Consider the following 23,812-nt stretch of genomic DNA (forward strand, 5'->3'; position numbering starts at 1 on the left):
ATGGCGTTTACAGTCGTCGCTCGTAGACGTTCACCGGATGTTGCTGTCCACCGACCTCGGTCGTCCGCTCGCCGACCTTCTCGAAGTGGGAGCGGTAGAACGCGTTGCCGACCTCGTTCTCGGCCAGCACTTCGTCGCGGATCTTCCGCACCGAAAGTTCGTGCAGGTGCTGTTCGCCGCGGTGCAACAGCTCCGTCCCGATACCCTCTCCCCAGTAGTCCGGGTGGACGTACAGGTCGAGGTCGCCGAAGCCGGTCGCGTCCGTCATCCCACAGCTCATGTACGCTACTACGTCATCGTCGGCTGTAGAGACGAACAGGCCGACCTCTTCGAGCTCGATCATCTGCTCCAGTAGCGGCGGCGCATATCCCTCCTTGAGGAGGCTGTTCACCGTCTTTTCCCCGATGATATCGTCGTATACCGCGTGCCACGCGGCTCTGGCGACCCGGCGGATGTCCGCGATATCCACCGATTCGGCCGGTCGGATGGCTGTCTGGAACGACATATGTGAACAGTTAACGCGAAAGAGTATAGAAGTGTGCCATGGTTGACAGCCTGCCGGCTTGCCTGTGTTCTGCTCCCCGAGAGAATAGGACAACTCTTATGTACACTTCTGTACGTTAGTGTTCAGTAATGGACGACAGTGAGGAGATAGCACCAGCGGTTCAATCGATTCTCGACGCGGCGCGGGAGCGCGGTGGCAGCGGAGACCGGGTATCGGTGACGCCCCGCTCGCTGCCCGATGCCTTCGACGCGGCGGCGGTCGACGGGCGGACGCCGGTCGTCGCCGAAATCAAGCCGACGAGTCCGACCGCGGACGGCGAGCGGACCGACGACCCGGTCGACCTCGCACAACAGATGGTCGAGGGCGGCGCGGCGGCGCTCTCCGTCCTGACCGAGCCGGACCACTTCGGCGGGTCGGCGGCGACGCTTGAGCGGGTCCGAGATACCGTCGACGTGCCCGTCCTGCGGAAGGACTTCATCCTCCACGAGAACCAGCTGGATGTCGTTGAAGCGGATGTTGTCCTGCTCATCGTCCGTTTTCTCGAAGCCGAGGGCACCGACGACCTCGCGGACCTCCTCACGGCCGCGCGTGAGCGCGGCTTTCAGGTCCTTGTGGAGGCGCACACGGCGGCGGAGGTGGAAAAAGCACTCGACGCTGGCGCGGATATCATCGGCGTCAACAACCGCGACCTCGGCGAGCTAGCGGTCGACCTCGGAACGTTCGAAACTGTCGCACCAGATGTCCCCGAGGGCGTCACACTCATTGCTGAAAGTGGTATACAGACAGCGGACGACGTCACGCGGATGCGCGACGCCGGTGCGGACGCCCTGCTGATCGGCTCGGCGATCATGGACCACGACGCGGCGACGGACGTGGAAGCGAACACGCGGCGACTGACACGCGCGAACACTGATGCAGTTGAGACAACAACTACAGACACATGAGTACTGACGACGCATACGACCCCAAGTTCGGCGAGTACGGTGGACAGTACGTGCCAGAGGCGCTGATGCCAGCTATCGAAGAGCTGACTGACGCCTACCAGCGGTACGTGCTCGAAAACGAGGACGGCTTCATGGACGAGTTCCGGGAGCGGCTGGCCGACTTCGGCGGCCGACCGACGCCGCTGCAGTACGCGGACCAGCTCTCGGCCCGGTACGACACGGACGTCTACCTCAAGCGCGAGGACCTGCTGCATGGCGGCGCACACAAGCTTAACAACGCGCTCGGGCAGGTCTTGCTCGCGAAGTACATGGGCAAAGAGCGGATTATCGCCGAGACCGGCGCGGGCCAGCACGGCACGGCAACGGCAATGGCGGCGGCCCACCTCGATATGCCCTGTGAGATTTACATGGGCGAGACCGACATCGCGCGACAGCGCCCCAACGTCTTCCGGATGAAAATAAACGGCTCGGAGGTCGTCCCCGTCACCGTCGGCCGGGGCACGCTCAAGGAAGCGATATCTGAGACGATGCGCGAGTGGGCGACCACCGTCGAGAACACCCACTACGTCATCGGAAGCATCGTCGGTCCGCACCCGTTCCCGAAGATGGTGCGTGACTTCCAGGCGGTCATCTCCGAGGAGGCCCGCGAGCAAGCTATCGAGAAGATGGGTGGGCTGCCCGATTCCGTGATGGCCTGTGCTGGCGGCGGCTCGAACACGATGGGGATGTTCGCGCACTTTGTCGAGGACACTGATGTCGACCTCTACGCTGTCGAGGCCGGCGGCTCCTCGCTGCAGGTCGACGAGGAGGAAGGCGTCGCACCGAACTCCGCGACTCTCTCAACCGGTGACGAGGGCGTGCTCCACGGTGCGCGCACGAAGCTTCTGCAGGATTCGGACGGCCAGATCATGGAATCTCACTCCGTCTCGTCGGGGCTGGACTACGCCGGTGTCGGCCCGGAACTCGCCCATCTCGTTGACGAAAACCGCGTCACGCCGGTCAACGTTGACGACGACATCGCGCTGGAGGCGTTCCACCGCCTCTCCCAGGACGAGGGTATCATCCCGGCTCTGGAGACAGCCCATGCCTTCGGTTACCTCGAAGAGCACCACGACGAAGTCGGTGACTCCGTTATTATCAACGTCTCCGGCCGCGGCGACAAGGACCTCGAAATCGCCATCGAGGAGACCAGCAAGCGAGACCTCGATATCGCGCCCGATATGTCTATCTTCGATAGCGTGGGGCGAAGCCCCACGTCACAGTCGAGCGGCGATGAGCCGCGAGACAGCGTCGGTGGGGGTGGCCTCTGATGGGACTCGAACGCGCCTTTGCCGACGAGCCCGCTTTCGTCCCGTACCTCGCGGCCGGCGATCCGAACTACGAGGCGTCGCTAGAATACGTCGAGGCGCTGGTCCGCGGCGGCGCAGATGTCATCGAGCTCGGCCTGCCCTTTTCCGAGCCCATCGCGGAAGGGAAGACCATCCAGAACGCTATCGTCCGCTCGCTGGAAGCCGGGATGACACCCGACCGCTTCTTCGAGTTCGTCGAGGACCTCGACGTGGACGTGCCGCTGGTGTGTATGACCTACTACAACCTCATCTATCAGTACGGTGAGGACGAGGGTCCGCGACCGTTCGTCGAGAAGGCCGCCGCGGTCGGCATCGAGGGACTCGTCGTCCCGGACCTCCCCGGGGAGGAAGCCGGCCCGCTCCGGACGGCCTGTGACGAGTTCGGTCTCGATCTGGTTTTCATCGTCGCGCCGACGACCAAGGGCGACCGGCTCGAACGGATGCTCGAACAGGTGTCTGGCTACGTGTACGTGCAGGCCCGTCTGGGCGTCACCGGCGCGCGCGAGGACGTAGATGACGCTACCGAGGACTCGCTGGCCCGCCTCTCAGACTGGGACGTGCCAAAGGCCGTCGGGTTCGGCATCAAGACCGGCGAGCACGCCGAGCGAATTGTGTCTGCCGGCGCTGACGGCGTCATCGTCGGCTCTGCACTGGTCGATATCGTTGCTGAGGGCCACGAAGACGGCGATTCGGCCGAGACTGTGGCCGACCGGCTCGAAGCGAAGGCCCACGAACTCAAAGAGGGGGCGCTCCGGGGAGCGGCAGAACGACCGCAACCGGAACGCACATAATCGTACTTGCCACACTGTCTCATAACATGACTGCAGGAAAACGCGCACGACTCGAACGCATCGGGACAGACGACACATACGTCATCATCCCGATGGACCACGGCATCACAATGGGGGCTGTAAAGGGCCTCAAAGACATCGAATCGACGATTGATGCGGTTACCAGCGGTGGCGCAGACGCCGTCCTTACCCAGCGTGGCATCGCCGGGCGAGTTCACCCCAACAAGAACGACGCGGGCTATATCACGCATCTCAATGGCTCTACTACTATCGGCCCGGACGAGCAGGACAAGCGGACCACGGGAACGGTCAAGGACGCAATCCGCGCTGGGGCCGACGCCGTCTCGTTCCACATCAACGTCGGCAGCCAGTACGAACCCGAACAGATCGAAGAGCTCTCCGAGCTGACGACCGAAGCCAGCCAGTACGGCCTGCCGGTGCTGGCGATGGCCTACGCCCGCGGTCCCGACATCGACGCCGAGAACGAGGACTACAACCAGTCCGTCGGCCACGCCGTCCGACTGGCCGAGGAACTGGGCGCTGATATCGTCAAGACCGGCTACACCGGCTCCGCCGAAACGTTCCAGCACGTCGTCGAGTCCACGTCGCTGCCGGTGGTCATCGCCGGCGGCTCGAAGGGCACTGATGAGGATACCGTCCGGATGGTCCGCGGGACGATGGACGCCGGGGCCTCCGGTGTTTCCATGGGCCGCTCTATTTTCCAGCACGACGAACCGGAGAAGATTGCGCGTGCCGTCTCCGCCGTCGTCCACGACGACGCCACCACCGAGGAAGCGCTCCGCGAGGCCGGACTGGCTGTCGAGGCCTAACGGCCAAACAGCGACCGCATTCTCTTATCGAGACCGTCAGTATCGTGTTCAGATGTGTCGCCACCTTGGCATAGATAATCAGTCGCGGACGACGATGTGTCCGCGGCCGAGTCAGACGCGTCAACATTTTCCGCTGGCTCAGCAACCGGTTCTGATTCGGTGTCGGTCTGGTCGGTGCCGTCCAGTACCGATGCGGTTTGGCCGTTCTCCACGGAGCCCGATGGCCGTGGCTCTGAGGCCGGAGAGTCGACGGAATCAGGCGCTTCAGCTGTGTGCCCATGTGCCTAGTCGTCCGTTCGATGGGGGGTTGGCACCGTGGCCTCTGGGTCGGGCGGGTCAGCTTCCGTGGGTGCATCGGCTGTGGAATCAGTCGACGCCTCCGCTGTGCCGATAAGCTGGTCCGAGATCCGCTGGTAAGCGACCGCGGCGTCGCTGTTTGGCGCGTTCTGCACAACAGGTGTGCCGCTGTCCTGTGCGTGCAGGACGGCATCGTCTTCCGGGACGTGTCCGAGTATCTCGATGTCGAGCCACGCCGAGACTTCGTCGGGGCCCGGTGATGCCCCCGTCCCGGATTTCGTGAGGATGAGGCCCCGAACCGGCGCGTCGAGTCGCTCGGCGAGCTCTTTCGTGTTCGAAACGTTCCGGACAGATGCCATCCGCGGTGTCGAAACAAGCAATACGTCGTCAGCAAGCTGGAGCGGCCGAACCGTCGCCTCGCTCAGTCCTGCCGGCGTGTCCAGCAGGACGATGTCGTGGTGCCACTGGAGGGTTTCGACGATATCGGCAAGCCGCTTGCGGTCGGTGGCCACACACCCGTCAAGCGTGGACCCGCTCGGGACGATTGCCAGGCCCGAGTCGGTTTCGTACACCGCATCCGTGACTGCCGCGTCGCCAGTGAGCACGTCGTGAAGCGTGGCGTCAACGTCGACCTCGAGAAAACCGGTGAGGTTTGCCGTTGAGGGGGCCACCTCCACAACGACAGTCGAGTATCCGGCTGTTTCCAAGAGGGCCCCGAGGTTGATGCTAGCTGTCGTTTTTCCAACCCCACCTTTGGCCCCGGTGACCGCGTAAACACGGTTAGTAACCATCTCTAGCTGGAACGTAGTATGCAGTTATCCAGTTAGTACAACTCATTGATAAGTCTGCTGGCCGACATTTAATTACGGCGGCTGTGAGCAAATAAATAACAATCGCAGTGGTACCAGTCTCGGCTACAGGAAATCAAACAGTTCTCTCGTTCGCCAGACACAGAGCACCGCTCCCGGTTGCCTGTCTGGCATTCGATAGACCGACCCGGGTTCCGCCACGTTCAAGCCCCGCCGTTGCGGACGTGGGCGTATGACTCGAAGCGTCTGGCTCAAAGCCGACAGCGAGGTCGGCGATTGGGAGACACGGAAACGCCGGATAACCGCCGGTATCGAGGCCGGCGTCGACTGGGTACTGGTCGATGAAGAAGACGTTGACCGCGTCTCGGAACTGGGTGAAATAAACATCGCCGCGTTCACCAACGGCGACGTCCACGTAATGGAGGCCGAGGCAGAGGACTCAGAGGCCGATGCGACCATCGTCGGGAAAGACGGTGAAGGCGACGGGACGGTCGACCTCCCGTCGGATTTCTCCGGCTCTGCGGACCTCTCGACGCTGCGGCAGAACGGGGCCGCCCCTGACGGCGGCTACGTCCGCATCTTCGACGAAGACTACGAGGCCTTCGCCGAGGCGGTCGCCGCCGAAGCCGACTTCACGATCGTCATCGGCGAGAACTGGCAGATCATTCCGCTCGAAAACCTCATCGCCCGCGTCGGCGAGGAGACGGACCTCATCGCCGGCGTTCGGACCGCCGAGGACGCCCGGACGGCCTACGAGACGCTGGAGTTGGGGGCCGACGGCGTCCTGCTGGACACCGACGAGGTCGACGAAATCCGCAAGACAGTGGAAGTCCGCGACGAGATGGGTCGGGAGTCACTCGATCTGGAGTACGCTGAGGTCACCGCTATCGAGCAGACCGGCTCCGCCGACCGCGTCTGCATCGACACGGGCAGCCTGATGGAACACGATGAGGGGATGCTCGTCGGGTCGATGGCTCGCGGCCTCTTTTTCGTCCACGCTGAGACGGCTGAATCTCCCTACGTCGCAAGCAGGCCGTTCCGCGTCAACGCCGGCGCAGTCCACGCCTACGTCCGGACGCCTGACGGCGGGACGAAGTATCTCTCGGAACTCCAGTCCGGCGACGAGGTCCAGATAGTCGATGCCGATGGACGCACCCGAGAGGCCATCGTCGGCCGCGCGAAAATCGAGAAGCGCCCGATGTTCCGCGTGCAGGCTGAAACTGAAGACGGCGACCGAATCGAGACGCTGCTCCAGAACGCCGAGACGATCAAGGTCCACACTCGGGACGGGCGAACCGCCGTCACGAACCTCGAACCGGGCGACGAAATCCTCATTCACCACGAGGACACGGCGACGCACTTCGGCGAACGGATCGAAGAGAGCATCATCGAGAAGTAGGCTGACTTCGTTCGGGGCAGACCGCAACCCGCAGGTTACTGCTGGTCCGCCTCGACCGGTTCTAGCTGCGTCGTACACCAGTGACAGAAGTCGATGTCTTCGTCGAGTTCCTTGCCGCAGTTCGGACACGTCGTACCGGCTTCGACCTCCTGAGTCTGGTTCTCGTTGACCGCGACCCAGTAGGCGTCGACGACATTGAGCGTCGTAATCACGACCGAACCGATTGTCACCTCGGTGGGTCTGGACTGATACGACGACGAGATAGCCTCTAGGCTTAGCTGGGTGACAGGGTCGATAGCGCCAGTGACGACGAACACCACCGACAGCATGAACAGTAATCCGAGCCACAGCAGTCCCCGCACCCACTTACGGAGGTAGAAGTGTCCCAATCCAGGGAAGATGAACGCAAGCACCACGGCCAGCAACGGCCGCTTGCGTCCTGTGTCAGTCATACTCGGCGAATCTATCTCGCATACCCGTATATCTTCCGAAGGACCACTGTCCGGACGAAAGCCTCCTGACGGGCGGCTACCGGCTCAGGCGTCGCTCTGTAGCTGTCCGACCAGCGTCCGGAGCGTCGCGAGGTCGTACTGTCCCGGTGCGGTCGCGTCAGCGGGGTCGACCGGTGCGTAGCCGATGCGAGAGCCGTACACCGGGGCGATGGCCCTGGAGTGGCGGCCAGCCGCACCCATGCACATCGTGGCGACCTGTTCGCCCTCGGCGGTCAGTTCGCGGGTTGCCCCGAGCATCGCCAGCACGTCCTCCGGCGAGTGGGCTGTACTCGCCATCTTCCCAACGTCGCTGTGCGCACAGGCCCGTTCGAGCCGACTCACGATTGCCTCACGGTCGGGCGTCGACTCGAAGTTGTGCGTCGAGACGACCACGGACGCGCCGTGGTCGCGGGCAGCGTCGGCGACGCGGCCAGCGTCGTGGTCGCCGGCACCTTCCAGCGCTGCGAGTTCGAGGTCGACAGCCGTCACGGCGTCGTGTTCGAGCGCGGTTTCGAGCGCATCGAGACGACCCGCGGTGTCGGCGGCCTCGCCGCCCTCCCACGTCGGTCGGTTCGTGACGAGTATCGGGAGGTCGCCGTCGTAGGCGTCCAGCTGTGCCAGCGGCTCGTCGGCGAAATCCATCCGTAGCTCCAGCCCGTCGGCATCGGCGCGGGCGGCCGGTTCCACCCCGAGGTCGTCGGTGGCGGCGAGCAGGGTGAACGACTCGAAGTTCATAGGTCGGCTTCGACGGAGCCGCACAAAAAGCCGCGCTTACTCGACCGGTTCGTGGACGGCTCGGAAGCCGTCATCGGTCGTCGTAACGGCGTCGACCGCGTAGAACTGAATCCGTTGTTCCTGTTTCGTGTTGACGGCGAAATCGTACTGCTCGGCCTCGTACCCCGGTTCTTTCCTGTCGGCACGGCGCTGCTCCACCCACGAGCGGTGGTCGGCGAGACGTTCCTGAGCGATGGTTCGAGAACGTTCCGGGGCGGTGGCGACCCGTTCTTCGAGCGCCGACAACAGGTCCGGGTCGCGGTCCACACCCACCGAGTTCCGGCCGGCGACCATCGCCGCCAGCGTCGTCGTCCCGGTCCCGAGGAACGGGTCCAGCACCGTATCGCCGTACACCGAGAACATCGAGATGAGCCGGTACGGCACGGTCAGCGGGAAGGCTCCCGAGCGGTCCCGAAGCCCGTCGTCGAGGTCCTGCGTCTCGCCGGGCAGTTCCCAGAGGTCGGAGAACCACTCGTTGCGCTCCTCCCAGAAATAGGCGCTCTCGTAGCGACGGTCTGCACCCGGTTCGAGGCGACGGCGCTCCCCGTTGCGGAACACGAGGATGTGTTCGTGTTCGAGCGTCGGATAGGCGTTGGGCGGCACCATCCCAGAGCCCATGAACTTCGCGCCGCTGTTGGTCGGCTTCCGCCAGAGGATATCGGGGAGCGCGCGCAGCCCGTGGTCGGTCAGCCGGTCGGTTATCTCCGCGTGGTTTGGATAGGAACGGAACCCGTCCTCCAGAGACCGTGTCGCGTCACCGACGTTGATGCAGGCGATGCCGCCGGGAACCAGCACGCGCTCTATCTCCGCCCACACTGCATCGAGTACCTCGTGCATCAGTGTGAACGCTCGGTCGCCGTTGTCACGGTCCAGCGCCGTCCCGATGTCGGGGTCCAGTTCGGTGAAGATGTCGTCCCACATCTCGATCATCGGGTACGGGGGGGACGTGACCACCAGTTCGACGCTGTCGTCGGGACACGCAAGCGTGCGGGCGTCACCGGTTCGAACCCGGTGTGTCGTCTCCATACCGGTCCCAGCGGATGAGACGACTCTAGTCTTGCGGTTATCGGTCGACGGAGTACACGCTCTGCGTGCGGCAACCGATGGGAAAAACGGCTTTCACAGCGATGCAACGCGAATACCGGGGTTACGCGACGGGCAGGTCCTGCTCGGCTTCCAGCAGTTCGTGGTAGCGGTTGCGGATAGTGACCTCGGAGATGTCGGCGACCTCAGACACGGCGGCCTGCGTCGTCTTCTCGTTGGTCAGCAGGGCGGCGGCGTACACCGCGGCGGCGGCGAGGCCGACTGGCGATTTTCCAGAGTGGACGCCCTGCTCTTTGGCGTTCTGGAGGAGCTGGCGGGCGCGGTGCTCGGCCTCATCGGATAGTTCCAGCGAGGAGGCAAAGCGCGGGACGTAGCTCTCGGGGTCAGCAGGGCGAACCTCAAGCGAGAGTTCGCGGACGACGTAGCGGTAGGTGCGGGCGATCTCGCTCTTTTCGACGCGGGAGACCTCCGTGATCTCGTCGAGCGAGCGCGGGACGCCGGCCTGTCGCGCGGCGGCGTAGACGGAGGCCGTCGAGACACCCTCGATGGAACGGCCGGGCAGCAGGTCCTCGTCGAGCGCGCGGCGGTAAATGACGCTGGCCGTCTCGCGGACGTTTTCGGGGAGTCCGAGCGCAGAAGCCATCCGGTCAATCTCACCCAGCGCCTGCTTGAGGTTGCGCTCCTTGGAGTCCCGAGTTCTAAAGCGCTCGTTCCACTTGCGCAGGCGCTGCATCTTCTGGCGCTGTTTGCCCGACAGGGAGTTCCCGTAGGCGTCCTTGTCGCGCCAGTCGATGTTGGTCGAGAGGCCCTTGTCGTGCATCATGTTCGTCGTCGGCGCGCCGACGCGGGACTTCTCGTCTTTCTCGCTGGAGTCAAACGCGCGCCACTCGGGGCCGCGGTCGATTTCATCGGATTCGACGACAAGGCCACAGTCCTCACAGACTGTTTCGCCGTGTTCGTCGTCGATAACGAGCGAGCCACTGCACTCCGGGCACGCTGTGCTCTCCGATTCCGTCGACTCCGTCGTCTGTTCTTCACGCTGCTGTCGCGTCCGTGTGTGTTCACTCATTGGTTGCGAAGGCGGGTGCTCACCGGGTGGGAGACATCACAGAACCCGGAGGCAGTCGGTAACACTGTATTCGAACGAAAGTCATTAAAACATTCCGGTATTGTCATGGAGACCACCGATACACGTGACGAAACCCACGTTTGTGCATTAGTCGCATGACCATTCATATAATAGCTGCCGGGTATTTCTGGCTGATTTTCCACAACCCGGTTATAATCGTATACAATCGGTAGAGTTGCCCCCTTCGCTGTCACTTCCTACTGAAACGTCTCGACGACGCCGGGCATACACCCCTCTCCGGGCTCGTAGTAGGAATTGTGGTCGGCCACGGTCTCCGTCACATCGTACTCGGTGTAGTTCTCGGGGGCGTCTTCGGGACTCTGCACACCCGTTTCACCGACCGCTTCCGTCCACTCGGCAGCACTGAATGCAGTCCCCAACACCGCATCGTCGTCTTTGTGGAAGTTGTCGAAGGACGTGGTGGCGTACTCGATGGACTCGCCGTATGCCTCGTCGACCTCAACGACGGATTCACCGATAGCACCACCCAGTAACGCCACCGACTTGACTGCGTCTTCGCGTCCACGCTCGTGAAGCGACGCCACTGTTTCTACAGCCACCCTTGCGCCGAGCGAGTGTCCGACTAACCGGACTGGAAGCCCACCGCTGTCGTTGTGGTCAGCAACCCACTGTGCGAGCTTCGGACCGTTCTGTTTGGCGATGGCGACACCCTCGTTCCAGCCGATGCCGTCGCCCTTATCGGCATCCCAGGTGAATCCTACGTTGAACTGGTTGTATTCGTTCTCTTCAAGCCCGATTTGACAGGTGTAGGCGGCGTTCCTGGCATCCGTCTCTCCGAGACTCCAGCCATGGACGAAGATAACGAGTTCCGTATCGTCGCTGGCCCGGCTAGAATCCCAGTCCCCGATTGTTTCGTACTCTGTCTCTGTATATTCAGACTTCAGTGTACCATCGTCATTGAACTGATCACGTGTCGAAACGAGCGGGAACTCCGCTGGAGCTGTGTACTCGCCGTCATCCCCGCCGAACTTGCCGCCCCGTACAGCGCCACTCGCACCGAGTGCCGCCACCGATGCCACAGCACCGGTCGAGGCCTTGAGGAAACTGCGTCGCGTTTGCCTGTCCAGTTCGCTCGATTGTATGCTACGTTGAAACATAGCAGAACTGCGTAGCTTTCCACATTATATAATATTAACTACTAGATTAAACATTGTTAGTAAAGTCGCCCTTATTTATAATATTCATAAAGAAATACACCGCTCTGGAGCTGGTAGCTGGAAGAGAAGTCTCGGTAGAGTGCTGTGTACTGTCCCGAGTATTGCCAGCGCAATCCCAGTAGCGACGGAGTGCTATGGCGGGGCGCGTCAGAACTGCGCTCAGTCGTTCGTTTCCGGTTCGATAGCGTCCGTGGACTGAGACTCTTCGACCGCCGTCGTCAGTGAGACGTTGAGCCAGGCCATCGACGCGACACCGCCGATGATGGTGACGACGTTCTTGACCGCGTGGTCGACGATAGCGACGCCGATAGCCGCGGCGACGCCGACCGGCGTCAGGGACGCGACGATAACGGTGAACGCCCCCTCGTAGAGACCGACCCCGCCGGGTGTCAGCGGCAGGACTTTGGCGAGGTTCCCGACGCTAACCGCGAAGAAGCCAACGGCCACGAGCGACGGCGTCAGGCTGTAGCCGAAGGCCGCGAAGACGATCAGGGCCGTTATCACGTCGAACGTCCAGATCAGGAGACTTCCGATGCCGACACGGGTAAACGCCGACCCGTCAGCGGCCACCGTCTGCACGTCGCCGACGAACCCCTCGATGACGCCAGCGACGTAGTCGGCGTAGGAGTCGCTGCTCAGCCGGCTGATGACCGCCCGGACGAGGTTCCGGTCGCTCCGCGCACTGGCGACGATAGCCACCACTGCTCCGATTGCTGCAAGGCCGACACCGCCTGCCACGGCCACGGCGGTCCGTCCACTGCTGGCCGCGTCGCCGCCGACAGTGTCGCCCGTCAGCGCCGTCAGCAACTGTTCGGCCGATCCCGTTACAGCCAGCCCGATCATGACGACGCCGGCGAGGAGCGTTATCGTCAGCAGGTCGAACACGCGCTCGACGGCCAGCGACGCGAATCCGGAGGGGTACGGAATCGAGCGGCGGGCCTTGATAACGTACGCTCGGACCGCGTCACCGGCTCGCGCCGGGAACACGAGGTTCCCGGTCTGGCTGATGAATATCGCGCCCGTCAGGAAGCCCCACCGCTCACGATACCCCATCGAGACAAGGATGTCCCGGTAGCGGATGCCCCGGAGCGGCCATGAAACAGCATAAAAGACGGCACTCAGCGCGACGATTTCCGGTGCTGCGCCCGCCATCTCCGCAAGAACTCGGTCGGGGTCGAGATACTGGGTCATCAACAGGAGAGCGACGACGACCAGCATCGTCCCCGCGCCGAGCGATACCTCGCGGGTAATCCGGGGGCTAACCGACAGCTCCCAGAAGGTCCGGAGTATCTGGCTGCCCATCCCGAACACGTCCCGGACGATATCGACCTTCGAATCGCCCTTGGGTGTCCAGTCGACGGGGAACTCCTTCACCCGGTAGCCGTTGCGCTGGGCCTTCACGAGTAGTTCCGTGTCCCAGAACCAGTGCTCGTCCTGAACGAGGGGCAACAGCGTTTCCAGTGCCTGCCGGTCGAAAGCCTTGAACCCGCACTGATGGTCCTTGAGGTCGGACCGGAGAACTGCTCGGACGAGCGTGTTGTAGCCAAAGCTCGGAATGCCACGCTTTGCGGGCCGGTCAGCACGGTTTTCGGGCATCCACCGTGACCCTGTCGCCACGTCGTAGCCGTCGATTCGGACGGCGTTGACGAGCTCTTCGAGATGCGACATATCCGTCGCCAGGTCCGTATCGAAATACACCAGTGTGTCGCCGTCGGCCTGGTCGAAGGCGTACTCTAACGCGCCGCCGCGGCCGAGGCGGTCGTCACTGTGGACGTGCCGGACCCGGCTGTCCTCGTTCGCAAGTCGCGTCGCGATTTCGGGCGTGCGGTCCGAGCAGCCGTCCTCCGCGACGATGACTTCGTACGCGTCTTCGGGGAGAAACGAGGCGAGCGTTTCGAGCGTTATCGACACCGTCTGCTCGATGGTGTCTGCCTCGTTGTAGGCAGGGAGAACGACGCTCACCTCGACCGCAGTCATACGCTCTTGGTCATCCCCGGAGTGAAAAGTACTTTCCGTTCGATGCACTGACGGGACTGAACCGGCCGTTAGTCAGCGCCTTCCTGCGACTGGGTAGTTGCGAACTGCTCGATGGACGCGACGTCGATGTCTCCAACCGACTCGTAGGGTCTGTTTACCACCACGTCGCCGGCAGTGCTCCGGCCGATGCCGGGAATCGCGGTGAGTTCGTTCATCGACGCGCTGTTGAGGTCCAGCGGGTAGGGGACGCCGGTGACCGACCGGTAGCCGTGGTCGGTAACCGCGATGTCGACGACACTGCCGAGTTCGCGCTCACCCGGAATGCCTACGAGGAGCGGGTACGTCCCCAACTGGCGGCCGAAGGTCTTGCCGTCTTGGTGGTACTCCAGATGGACATCGGGCAGTACCGTCCCCGGCGGCGCGACCCGCTGGAGCATCGGGTTGTCGATGGTCTCCCGGACCTCCTGTTTGTACTGCTTGAACAGTTGCTTGTGGTCCTTGGCGATCTCCGCGCCGGTGTCGGCCATGTCGGTCCCCTCGAAGGCCATCACCTGCCGGATGTTCACCCGCCGGAGCATGAGCCCCTCGTCGTACACCCGCTGGAGGAACCGCTTGTTGTGCTCGAAGGTCTCCCGCGTCTCGCCTTTCAGCCCGTGAACGAGATTGATACCGGGCAGGAGCTTCGGAAGCCGTCGAGCAGCGTCATTACCGAAGTTGGGAGCAGTGTCTCTGTCCCCTCCGGGTCGCCAGCCAGCCACCTCGTTGACGATCTTCACCGCCTCGAAACACTGGTCGGCGGTGACGTTGAGGTTGTTGTCGCTCATCACGTTCGGGTCGGCCGACTCCAGGCCGAAGGCGGCAGTGTCGCCGGGCGTGTTGTGTTCGGCGATGATGCGAATCCCCTCGCGGGCCTTCTCGGGCCACTTCACAACCGTGATGGGATTCATATTGTCGAGATGCAGCGTCTCCAGATTCGGCGCGACATCGCGGATGCCGCCGTAGAGCCGCCGAAGCGCGTCGGGATTCGGTGCTTCGCCGTCACCGCCGTACGCGAGGATGTCGGCCTGCCGGCCCAGCCGGAAGTGCTTCACACCGCGGTCCGAGAGGGCATCGACCTCGTCGACAACACTCTCGGGCGGCCGGAAGTCCGGGTTGCCGTACATCGGCTCGGTGCAGAAGGAACACCGGTACGGACAGCCCCGTGAGGTCTCCATCTCGCAGATGAGGTAGTCGGGATGGTTCGGGTGCTGTTCGACAACGAACGCGCCGGCGCGGGCCCAACGTGTCTCCTCTTCGATGTCACGGTACCGGTCGTTGAACCCTTCCAAGCCGGAGTCCACGAGGTCGAACACTGCAGCCTCGACGTCCGCCATCGCCAGGAAGTCGAAATCGAGGTCGTCGCGGGCCGTCTCGCTCGCGCCCTCGTTTGCCTCGCCGACGCCGAAGCGGACCGGACCGCCCATGATGGACGTCCCGTTGGCTGTCCAGGCCAGTTCGCGCACTTCGTCGGGTTCCGCCGGCGTCCCACCGACGTACTTGCCGGGGACGGTCATGCCGCCGACGTACACCATGAGGTCGGCGTCCTCAACGTCTCGCCAGACCGCGTTGTCCTCCCGGAGTTCGTCGATAGTGTGATACGTTATCTTCTCGCGGGGGACGCCAGCATCGACGAGCGCGCCGGCAGCGTACCGCGGGTACGTCGAGATGTACGGCGGCACCCCGAAGTGTGCGGGCTCGTCGACGTAGCCGTCGACGATGGTCACGTCGAGCGTCTCGGGGTCAGTCATACCCCTCGCTTGACGTTCGATGCCTAAAACCGTGTCTGGTCGGCCGTGGCGTCACAGAATCCTACCGAGCGTCAAACAGCTAGACCGACTCTCCTGTACCGGTTGGTCACTCGGGACCTGATGAGACTGTCCGGCGCTCCACAGTTCCCCACTAGGAATCCAAGCAGTCACTGTCGCTCCGAGATCGCGGCGGCGACCAGTTCGGCGTTCTTGACGTTGGCCTTCCAGTATGCGTCGAAGAAGTCACCGACGACCGGAACGCTCCCGAGCATGGTGTCCACCGCGATGTTCGCGAGCGGTCGAACCACAGTTTGTTTCGGGACGCCAAGTCGCACGGCTTCGGCGACGATGTACAGCGAGCACACTGCCGTGGCGAAGTCGCCCGCAACGGGTAGTAAGCCGATTATCGGATCGAGCCCGATTCGAAGCGTTGTGCCGGGTATGCGGACGCTCTCGTCAAGAATGTGAGCGACAGTTCGAATGCGGCCCAGCGCCGCCGGCTCCGTGTCCATAGCTGACATACGAGTGGGGGCCTAATGGTAGTAGCCCTTGAGTGATAGGTCGCCACTGGACCATGCTCAGTCGTCGGCGACAGCGGACGACGCGACTGAATCAGCCTGTTCGGACCCGTCGTATCGGCCACCGAACAGCGTTGTCGCGAACAGGATCAGCGGCGAGAGGAACGCGAAGAAGTAGTACGGGGCGTACGCAAGCGTTCCAACTCCGAAGACCGCAGACATATAGACGGCACCGGCGTGCCACGGGAAGAGCGCGCCGGTCGGGGTTCCGGCGGACTCGATAGCCTGTGAGAGGTCGTCGCTTGCCAGACCGTGCTCGTCGTAGAGGTTCCGGAGCGTGAGTCCGGGGACGACGATGCTCATGTACTGTTGGGCCGAGAAGGCGTTGACGAAGATGGCTGAGACGCCGGTCCCGACGACTAAACTGCGCTGGCCGCGGACAGCAGTTGCGAGGTGGTGTGCGAGCACGGCGAGGACGCCGGTTCGTTCGAGGAGCCCACCGAGACTGAGGGCCGCGACGACGACGGCAATCGTCCATGCCGACCCCGAGACACCACCGCTTGCCAGCAGGTCGTTCACGAGCGCCGTCCCCGTTTCAGGGGCCGTCCCGTCGAGAAAGACGGTCCACGCGGCAGTGAACGACCGGCCCTGCACGAAGATGGTCGTGAAGGCCCCGGCGAAGACCCCAGCGACGAGCGTCGGAAGCGCCGGGATGCCGTACAGCGCCAGCCCGAAAGTGACAACGAGCGGTATGAGTACCAGCACCGAGAGGTCGTAGCTCCCAGCAAGCGCGCCCTGTATCTCGGCGACACGTCCGGTTGGGATTTCACCGACAGCACGCAGTCCCAGCGCAGCGTAGAGCAGTACTGAGAGGCCAAACGCCAGCACAGTTCCGTTACGCATCGCCCGGATGTGGTCGTAGAGGTCGGTGTTCGTCACGGCGGCGGCGAGGTTCGTCGTGTCCGAGAGGGGTGACTGCTTGTCGCCCGCGTATGCACCCGAGAGGATGGCACCGGCAGTCATCGGTGTCGGCACACCGAGGCCCGAGCCGATACCGATGAAAGCCACGCCGAGCGTGCCGGCCGTCGTCCACGACGAGCCGATTGAAAAGGCGACAACCATCGCAAGCAGCGCCGTCGCCGGCAGGAACACGTTCGGCGTCAGTATCGAGAGTCCGTAGTACATCAGCCCGGGGATGGTCCCCGCGCTAACCCACGTCGCGATGAGGCCATAGATGATGAACAGGATGAGAATGGCCTGCAGTCCCATCAGCAGACTGTCCGCGAGCCCCTCGTAGAGATCATCCCACGAGTAGCCTAGCCAGTATTTGCCGACTGCACCCGTCAGCACGATGCTCCAGAGCAGCGGCCCGTGTGGGGCCAACTTCAGATATCCCGATCCGATGCCGAGGAAGAGCACGACACCGAGTACGGGGACCAGCGCCTGCAGTATCTCCGGACGGCGCTCCGACGGAATGTCCTCGTACGTCAGCGGTTCGAGAGTGAGTGATGTCACGTCTACGCCGACCTAATAACCTGTGTGTATTAAAACAAGCGATAATATCTCTGTAGCGCATATGAGACACTGTCACTTTCAGGGCTATCGTTACCAAATACCGATACAGCAGACCCAAAGCGGGGCCAGCGGACACCTGACTGGCGGTCATGCTGGCTGCTATTGACGGGCTCGACTGAGAAATGAGGTATTTCGCGCCTGTGCACTAGAACCGTCCAGCTGGTACTAATTCTCCGCCGAAAACGCTCGGACAGCGGTAGTCTCAGTCGTCGGCGCTGACCGTTCGGTCGTCAGCCTGGGCGTGCCAGAGGTCGGCGTAATCGCCGTCCGCCGCGAGCAGGTCGGTGTGGCTACCGCGTTCGACGATTTCACCGTCGTCCATCACGACGATACGGTCCGCGTCCTGAATCGTTGAGAGGCGGTGGGCGATGACGAAGGCGGTGCGGTCCGCGACCAGTTGCTCGATACTCTCTTGAATGCGGTCTTCCGTCTCCGTGTCTACGTCGCTGGTCGCCTCATCGAAAATGATGATTTCGGGGTCGTTTAGCAGGGCCCGGGCGATGGCAACACGTTGGCGCTGGCCGCCGGAGAGCTTGATGCCGCGCTCGCCGATCTGCGTGTCGTACCCATCCGGCAGGTCCTCGATGAACTCGTGGGCCTGTGCGGCTTTCGCCGCGTCGCGGACGCGGTCACGTGCGGCTTCCCAGCCACTCCCCCGCGCCTCGTCGTCCGACTGCTCGGCGTCGAGGACTTCGCGGTCGCCGTAGGCGATGTTCTCGGCGACTGTCCCCGAGAACAGGTACGGCTGCTGCTCAACGATTGCGATTTCGCTCCTGAGACTCTGGAGGCCGTATTCGCGCACGTCGACGCCATCCACTCGGACTGCACCGCTATCCACGTCGTGGAACCGTGGCACCAGTTTCAGCAGGGTTGATTTGCCGGCTCCGGTTGCCCCGGCGAGGCCGACGGTTGCGCCGTCTGGCACGTCCAGCGACACGTCGCGGACGACCGGCGGCTCGTCGCCGTAGCCGAAGGTCACATCGTCGAACTCGACCGACCCGTCGATGCTATCGGGTTCGTATGGGTCCTCGGGGTCGGTGACTTCGGGCTCCTGACCCAGCAGGCCGAACACGCGCTCGGCGCTGGATTTGGCGAGCTGGTACTTGTTTGCGGACCGCCCGATTCGGCGCATTGGCGAGTACAGCCGGCGGATATACAGGAAAAACAGGGCAAACGCTCCGGTAGACAGCGCCGCTTCGCTCTCAGGATTCGTGATGAAGTCCATCCCGGCGACATACAGAATCAGAACGAACGCGATCCCAGTAAGCAGCCGTAGGCCGGCAAAAAAGGCCCGCCGGATGCGCAGGGCAGCCACTTTCTGGTCGTGATACTCCTGACTCTGGTCGGTCACCCGCTTGCGCTCGAAGTCGTAGCGGTCGAACGCCTTGATGACTGGCGCGCCACTGAGGTTGTTCTCTAGCCGGGTGTTGAGCCGCGATACTGTCTGGCGGATGGAGCGATATTTCGGCTCAATCCAGGTGAGGAAGAAGCCGCTGGCGATGCCGATGAGTGGGACGGGCCCGAGCGCGATGAGCGCCAGTTTTGGAGAGTACCGATAGAGGATGACCGCGATGCCACCGACGGTCGCGACCACTCGAATCATCTGACGGAACTCTGTGTTGAGGAACGACTCTAGACGGTTGATGTCGCTGTTGAGTATCGACATCATCCCGCCAGTCTGGTGGTTCGCAAAGAAAGACAGCGAGAGATGCTGGAGATGGTCGTAGGTGTCGTTCCGGAGGTCCCGCTGGATTTTCTGGGCGCTCGACTGGAGAAGATATCTGGAGGCAAAGCGCGTCGCCGAGCGAAGCAGGTAGGCGATGGCCGCAATGGCAACCAGCCGCTGGAGGAACGCGATACGGGCGGCTTCGCCCGTGATTTGGCCGGGCGGCAACAGTCCGGCGTCTGTCAGCAGCCCTGGCTTGCCGCTGCTAAGGACGACGCGGTCAATGGCCGCGGCGACGATTATCGGCGGCACGAGGCGGGCGAACCGGGTACAGAACGCCGCTATGATGCCGACGAGCAGCCGCAGCCAGTAGGGGGTGGCGTAGCCGACGAGGTTGACCATCGGGTGGCCATCGACGTTCTCACGGACGCCCTCAAAGCCACCCTGGTCGTCAGGCATAGACGGTAGTTGGACCGGAAACTGATATATGCCGGGCTTCGGCCCGAAGACGGTCCCCTCACTGTGTCGTCAAACGTAGATACAGCCTTCACTTTCGGGACCCGAGGTGAGCGGTCTTGCTCCGTCGGCCAGCCGGCTCGCGGAGACGACGGCGGCCAGCGAGTCCAGCGCGTCGTGGTTCCCGAGATATGTGTCGCGATGTTCATCAACGGTGACGCTACAGGCCTCGACCGCTGCGATGTTTGCCTCCCGGCGCTGCCGGGGGTTGTCGACGTTCTTGTACCCCTCGCGGTAGCAGCCCAGCCAGCCGAACGTCGCAGCGGGGTACACCTCAGCGACGAGCGTGTCGGCGTCCCAGCCCTCCATCGGTACGACGGCTGTTGCCTCGTCGTCCCGCAGTTTCCCGAGCACGTCCCGAACGCCGTAGAAGGTCATGCTACGGGTTCGGTTCGTGTAGGGACACAGTGCGCCGCGTCGGAAATCCGTCTCCCGGCGCAGGTCACGGCTGCCGGTCGCCATCTCGGCGGTGTGCCGACAGGCCTCCGAAAGCGATCCCGGGTCGGTCGGGCCGCTGCCGCTCGCAAGCCAGTCGACGAAGCCCGACCAGGTCCCGCCACACTGCGCGTCAAGTAGCGCCTGTGGCAGACTGAACGGGAAATCCAGCCCGACCGTGCCGACATCGTCGTCGGTAATGCGGTCGAGGAGGCCGGCGTGGGCCGCCTCGCGGTCCCGGCCCCACTCGTCGGTCCCGCGATAGCACCGTTGAATCGTTAGCCCGCCGTCTGTCGGTATCGCCTCGGTAACCCAGAGCGCGTCGCCAGCGCTTGCTGCGCCGCTGAAATCCACCCCGAGGACGCGTTCACTCATACACCTGAGTACGCTGGTGGCGGCATCAATGTTGGGACTGGCAAGACGGGGTAACCCCGGCCCCGTCCGTAAGGGGTTTGTCCCCGACGGACCAACGAAATACTATGCCAGCCACTATGGAGGTCGTCTGCACGGACGACAGCTGCGAACTCGACATGTTCGAGATGCACTACACGTACGATATGCCGGACGATGTCGAACTCGCGGCGTTCTCCTGCCCGTACTGTGGCGGAACGGACTGTCTCGACGAAGTGGAACTATGATGCGGGACATCGGCTCCTCGATCAGCGATGCGATATTCGAGAACATCGGCCGGGCAGCCGGCCGGGTTCAGGAGAACAAGCCGCTGGCCTCGGACCTGCTGGAGTCGGACGACTCCTACCTCGTCGTCTTCGATGCCCCCGGCACGACGGCGTCGGACATCCAGGTCCGGTACGTCGACGACCGTGTTGAGGTCCGCATCGACCGCTTCCGCGATTTCTACGAGGGCTTCGAGATGCGCTATCCTGGGCGCGGGCTCGCGCTCGACGGGAGCGTCACCCTGCCGAGCGACGCCGCTGTCGACCCGGAGACGGCACAGGCCACGCTCAAGAGCAACGGGACGCTCCACGTTCGCGTTCCGAAAGCCGACACGGACCACGACGAAGACGAGGCAACGGATGTTGGCGTTGCAACCGACGACAGCGGGACCGACGCGGGGACCGAAGCGGATACAGATAGCGACACGGCCGATGTCAAAGACGTGACCGAATCAGCCGACGAAGGCGAAGACGACGACGCCTGATCCTTCTGTCTACTCCTTCTCACAGCGTATTCATTCCGCCCAGTCACGCGTCGGGTCGTCCAGCGCGGCGAATTCCTCCGAGCCATCGAACCGTGTCGGGTCGACGCGGTCGGGCAAGTGTTCCGAGAGTGGGTTCGGGCGATCGAGAACGGCCGCGGCGAGATAGTTGCCCATCGCCGGCGCGCGCATGAGTCCGTGGCCTTGCCAGCCAGTCGCCACCCAGAGTCCGTCAGCGACCTGCCCGGCCAGTGGCGCGCCGTCCGGCGTCGCCGTACACAGGCCGGCCCAAGCTCGGTCACACGCCGGGCTGAGCGCAGTCGCTTGCTCGACGCGGTCGAGGCTCCGAGTGATAAACTCAGCATCCGCGTCCGGATTCCAGTCCGTCGGGTCAGTCTCGTGTGCGCCGTCACCGACAAGTAGTGCGTTGCCCTTCGGACGCCAGTAGAACTCCCGCGTCGCGTCGTAGAACGACGGCAGCGTGGCATCGACCGGTTCGGTCACGATGGCCTGCGCCCGGTAGGCTTTCAGCGCGAGCGAGATGCCGACATCGGCGACGAGTGGCTTCGTTTGCGGGCCAGCCGCGACGACCATCGCGTCGAACGCCCGGGTCTCGTCCGCTGTTTCGACGGTCGTCGGCGACGCGAGCGAGACCGGGGTGCCCGTCTCGATGGTTGCACCCGCTTCGCGGGCTGTTTCGGCGAGTGTCGCCACCACCTCGTTCGGGTCGAGTACGCCGGCGTCTCGGGCGAGGCCGGCCACCTCGATGCCGCTGGTATCGAGTGCGGGGTAGCGGTCGCCGAGTGCCGCCGGCGTGAGCGCCTCGACCCCGACGCCGTTGTTCTGCATCTGCGTGATCTGCTCGCGGACGGCCGTGGCGTCGCTCTCGTTGCGCGCGACCCAGACGTAGGGCTGTGGTTCGAACAGGTCCATATCACGGTAGCGGGCGAGCGCATCCGCGGCGACGGCGGCGTCCACGTCGTCAGCGAACGCGTCGTAACAGAGACCGGCCGCCCGGCCGCTCGCGCCGCTCCCGAGGGTGTCGCGTTCGAAGACTGTCACAGACGCGTTGCAGCGAGCCAACGCCAACGCGGTCGACAGGCCGACGGCCCCGCCGCCGACGACGGCAACCGTCATTTACGAGAGGAACGGGTCGAGTCCACGCGCCGGGTAGCCGACAACCGTGTCGACACCGATGTCGTGGAGTCGCTCGGTTCGGTCGGCGACTGTCTCGACGGGGCCGACGAGCGCGTAGTCGCGGATAGCCTGTTTGAGTACGTCTCTGGCTCGCCCCGTCGCTCGGCTGTCCGTCGGCGCGCCGTCGGGCAGTGCGTTCCGAACCGGGCCGCGCCGGGCCGTGTAGTCGCCGACGGCGTCGAGCATCGCGTCTTCGCTGTCCGAGAGTACCAGCGGGGCGTAAACGGCAACCGAACCGTCGAAGCCTGCTGTCCGGAGCGTCCGAACGTCGCGGGCGGTCGTCCGTGAGAGGAGTTCGTACTGCGTGCCCCCGACCGCCAGCGCGAGGCGTTCGATGCCCTCGGTGCCGACCCAGGGGTCGCTGGCGTCGTCGACAGCCGCCCGTAATCGCGGTGCGACGGCCCGTTCACCCTCACCCTCCGAGAGATACGCGCTGTGGCCGGCGACCAGCACGCGTCCCGCATCTGCCGGCAGCGTGTCGAACCCGCTGTCATCGCCCAGCGGGTCGAAGCCGTCGGCCCGAACTGGCGCGGTAACACGCACGTCAGTGGTCGACGCCAGCTGTTCGATAACGTCCGTCTCCGGGACGTGGGCCGCTCCCTCGTAATCGATTGCGAGCGTCTCAACATCGAGGGCTGTCGCCTGCGACACGTCCACTTCTGTCGGCTTGAGCGCCACCGCGTCGATGCCGGCGGCCGCCAATGTCGCACCGGTAAGCGTGGTCATCCAGTACGTCATGAACGACACCGGGTCGCAAAATCCTGTCGCTCTCGGCCCCGCTCCAGCCGCTCTGTGTTACTCAGCTTCGTCGCGCACGCTCGGCGGCAAATCGTCGTCCGGCTCCATGTATCGGTCCGGTTCGGGCGGCATCCGCCAGTCGGTCGCGAGTTCAAGTAACTGGACGAGCATCCGCGCCGTCGCACCCCAGACAGTGTAGCCGTCGACGTAGAAGAAGTGGAGCCGAATCTCGCCGTAGTGGGGGTGGTCGCGGTGCTCTGACTCGTAGTTGTCCAGATCAGTCAGTTCCGACACCGGAAGGGTGACTATCTCGGCGACTTCTTCGTCTGAGGGCAGATAGTCGCGGTCCGGAATCCGCCCGACGAACGGGCGCACGGAGTAGCGAGTGATAGTCCGGATATCGTCCAGCCGGCCGACGACGTTGACTGCCAGCGGGTCAAGCCCGATCTCTTCGTTTGCTTCCCGAAGGGCAGTCCGAAGCAAATCATCATCTTCAGGTTCGCGGCCGCCGCCGGGGAACGACATCTGCCCGGGGTGGTCCGACAGGTGGTCAGCGCGTTTCGTGAACAGTATCGCCTCGCCCGCAGGCCGCGTGACGACCGGAGCGATGACGGCCGCCTCCTGTGGCTCGTCGTCCACGACGACTGGCTCGTGGGCCGCGACCCGGTCAAACTGCATAGCTTGTGATAGGTGATGGACTGTCTTAA

Annotated in this window: 23 protein-coding genes; 7 read left to right on the forward strand and 16 right to left on the reverse strand. The window is 63.6% G+C overall.

The genetic code is table 11. From position 1 onward, the window contains the following. Positions 1–7: 7 nt before the first annotated feature. Positions 8–505, reverse strand: a complete 498-nt coding sequence (locus tag AV059_RS11235; protein ID WP_058994490.1) for a GNAT family N-acetyltransferase — start codon at positions 503–505, stop codon at positions 8–10. Between the two features lie 128 nt (positions 506–633). Here AV059_RS11235 and trpC point away from each other — a divergent pair, with 128 nt between their 5' ends. Genes trpC through AV059_RS11255 form a run of 4 tightly spaced genes read left to right on the forward strand, consistent with a single transcriptional unit; the run spans position 634 to position 4,419 of the window. After that, entirely contained in the window at positions 634–1,449 is an 816-nt protein-coding gene (gene trpC, locus AV059_RS11240; protein ID WP_058994491.1) for an indole-3-glycerol phosphate synthase, read from the forward strand. Further along, a complete protein-coding gene (trpB, locus tag AV059_RS11245; RefSeq protein ID WP_058994492.1) occupies positions 1,446–2,759 on the forward strand; it encodes a tryptophan synthase subunit beta in 1,314 nt (437 codons plus the stop codon). Before trpC ends, trpB begins: the two co-directional genes overlap by 4 nt. Further along, on the forward strand, positions 2,759–3,589 hold the full coding sequence (gene trpA / locus AV059_RS11250; protein WP_058994493.1) for a tryptophan synthase subunit alpha: 831 nt from the start codon (positions 2,759–2,761) through the stop codon (positions 3,587–3,589). Before trpB ends, trpA begins: the two co-directional genes overlap by 1 nt. 26 nt (positions 3,590–3,615) lie before the next feature. Next, positions 3,616–4,419 carry a 2-amino-3,7-dideoxy-D-threo-hept-6-ulosonate synthase gene (locus tag AV059_RS11255; RefSeq protein WP_058994494.1) on the forward strand — a complete coding sequence of 268 codons (804 nt, stop codon included), beginning with the start codon at positions 3,616–3,618 and terminating at the stop codon, positions 4,417–4,419. A gap of 284 nt (positions 4,420–4,703) precedes the next feature. On the opposite strand, the gene AV059_RS11265 is transcribed toward AV059_RS11255, so the two are convergent. Further along, positions 4,704–5,507, reverse strand: coding sequence for a P-loop NTPase (locus tag AV059_RS11265; RefSeq protein ID WP_228841784.1), 804 nt, complete (start codon positions 5,505–5,507; stop codon positions 4,704–4,706). 250 nt (positions 5,508–5,757) lie between these two features. On the opposite strand from AV059_RS11265, the gene AV059_RS11270 reads away from it, so the two are divergent. Further along, entirely contained in the window at positions 5,758–6,924 is a 1,167-nt protein-coding gene (locus AV059_RS11270; protein WP_058994496.1) for a 3-dehydroquinate synthase II, read from the forward strand. Between the two features lie 35 nt (positions 6,925–6,959). On the opposite strand, the gene AV059_RS11275 is transcribed toward AV059_RS11270, so the two are convergent. The 11 genes from AV059_RS11275 to AV059_RS11325 all read right to left on the reverse strand — a co-directional run bounded on the left by AV059_RS11275 (position 6,960) and on the right by AV059_RS11325 (position 20,389). Then, a complete protein-coding gene (locus tag AV059_RS11275; protein WP_058994497.1) occupies positions 6,960–7,376 on the reverse strand; it encodes a DUF6677 family protein in 417 nt (138 codons plus the stop codon). A gap of 84 nt (positions 7,377–7,460) precedes the next feature. Next, on the reverse strand, positions 7,461–8,150 hold the full coding sequence (locus AV059_RS11280) for a type I 3-dehydroquinate dehydratase (RefSeq protein WP_058994498.1): 690 nt from the start codon (positions 8,148–8,150) through the stop codon (positions 7,461–7,463). Positions 8,151–8,186: 36 nt separating this feature from the next. Continuing rightward, positions 8,187–9,215 carry a site-specific DNA-methyltransferase gene (locus AV059_RS11285; protein ID WP_058994499.1) on the reverse strand — a complete coding sequence of 343 codons (1,029 nt, stop codon included), beginning with the start codon at positions 9,213–9,215 and terminating at the stop codon, positions 8,187–8,189. Between the two features lie 121 nt (positions 9,216–9,336). After that, entirely contained in the window at positions 9,337–10,302 is a 966-nt protein-coding gene (locus AV059_RS11290) for a transcription initiation factor IIB family protein (protein ID WP_004591241.1), read from the reverse strand. A gap of 257 nt (positions 10,303–10,559) precedes the next feature. Continuing rightward, complete coding sequence (locus tag AV059_RS11295) at positions 10,560–11,480, reverse strand: DUF726 domain-containing protein (protein WP_228841785.1); 921 nt, start codon at positions 11,478–11,480, stop codon at positions 10,560–10,562. Between the two features lie 219 nt (positions 11,481–11,699). Further along, positions 11,700–13,517: a flippase-like domain-containing protein gene (locus tag AV059_RS11300; protein WP_058994500.1), complete on the reverse strand. Its 1,818-nt coding sequence runs from the start codon at positions 13,515–13,517 to the stop codon at positions 11,700–11,702. Between the two features lie 68 nt (positions 13,518–13,585). Beyond that, positions 13,586–15,304 carry a radical SAM protein gene (locus tag AV059_RS11305; protein ID WP_058994501.1) on the reverse strand — a complete coding sequence of 573 codons (1,719 nt, stop codon included), beginning with the start codon at positions 15,302–15,304 and terminating at the stop codon, positions 13,586–13,588. A 167-nt stretch (positions 15,305–15,471) separates the two neighbouring features. Then, a complete protein-coding gene (locus tag AV059_RS11310) occupies positions 15,472–15,816 on the reverse strand; it encodes a DUF4112 domain-containing protein (protein WP_079990758.1) in 345 nt (114 codons plus the stop codon). A 66-nt stretch (positions 15,817–15,882) separates the two neighbouring features. Beyond that, on the reverse strand, positions 15,883–17,337 hold the full coding sequence (locus tag AV059_RS11315; protein ID WP_058994503.1) for a Na+/H+ antiporter NhaC family protein: 1,455 nt from the start codon (positions 17,335–17,337) through the stop codon (positions 15,883–15,885). Positions 17,338–17,599: 262 nt separating this feature from the next. Continuing rightward, positions 17,600–19,522, reverse strand: a complete 1,923-nt coding sequence (locus AV059_RS11320) for an ABC transporter ATP-binding protein (protein ID WP_058994504.1) — start codon at positions 19,520–19,522, stop codon at positions 17,600–17,602. A gap of 69 nt (positions 19,523–19,591) precedes the next feature. Then, on the reverse strand, positions 19,592–20,389 hold the full coding sequence (locus tag AV059_RS11325) for a DUF429 domain-containing protein (protein WP_058994505.1): 798 nt from the start codon (positions 20,387–20,389) through the stop codon (positions 19,592–19,594). Positions 20,390–20,493: 104 nt separating this feature from the next. Between AV059_RS11325 and AV059_RS22400 the strand changes: the two genes are divergently transcribed. Further along, the gene (locus AV059_RS22400) at positions 20,494–20,652 is read left to right on the forward strand and encodes a hypothetical protein (protein WP_004517194.1); all 159 of its coding nucleotides are present in this window, start codon (positions 20,494–20,496) and stop codon (positions 20,650–20,652) included. Next, positions 20,649–21,173, forward strand: a complete 525-nt coding sequence (locus tag AV059_RS11330) for an Hsp20/alpha crystallin family protein (RefSeq protein ID WP_079990759.1) — start codon at positions 20,649–20,651, stop codon at positions 21,171–21,173. The genes AV059_RS22400 and AV059_RS11330 overlap by 4 nt, the downstream gene beginning before the upstream one ends. Before the next feature lie 30 nt (positions 21,174–21,203). Here AV059_RS11330 and AV059_RS11335 read toward each other — a convergent pair whose 3' ends face one another. The 3 genes from AV059_RS11335 to AV059_RS11345 all read right to left on the reverse strand — a co-directional run bounded on the left by AV059_RS11335 (position 21,204) and on the right by AV059_RS11345 (position 23,783). Further along, the gene (locus AV059_RS11335) at positions 21,204–22,307 is read right to left on the reverse strand and encodes an FAD-binding oxidoreductase (protein WP_058994507.1); all 1,104 of its coding nucleotides are present in this window, start codon (positions 22,305–22,307) and stop codon (positions 21,204–21,206) included. Beyond that, a complete protein-coding gene (locus AV059_RS11340) occupies positions 22,308–23,093 on the reverse strand; it encodes a hypothetical protein (protein ID WP_058997583.1) in 786 nt (261 codons plus the stop codon). Positions 23,094–23,162: 69 nt separating this feature from the next. Further along, entirely contained in the window at positions 23,163–23,783 is a 621-nt protein-coding gene (locus AV059_RS11345; protein ID WP_058994508.1) for a CoA pyrophosphatase, read from the reverse strand. Positions 23,784–23,812 lie beyond the last annotated feature (29 nt).

The organism is Haloarcula sp. CBA1127 (assembly GCF_001485575.1).
Classification (GTDB): domain Archaea; phylum Halobacteriota; class Halobacteria; order Halobacteriales; family Haloarculaceae; genus Haloarcula.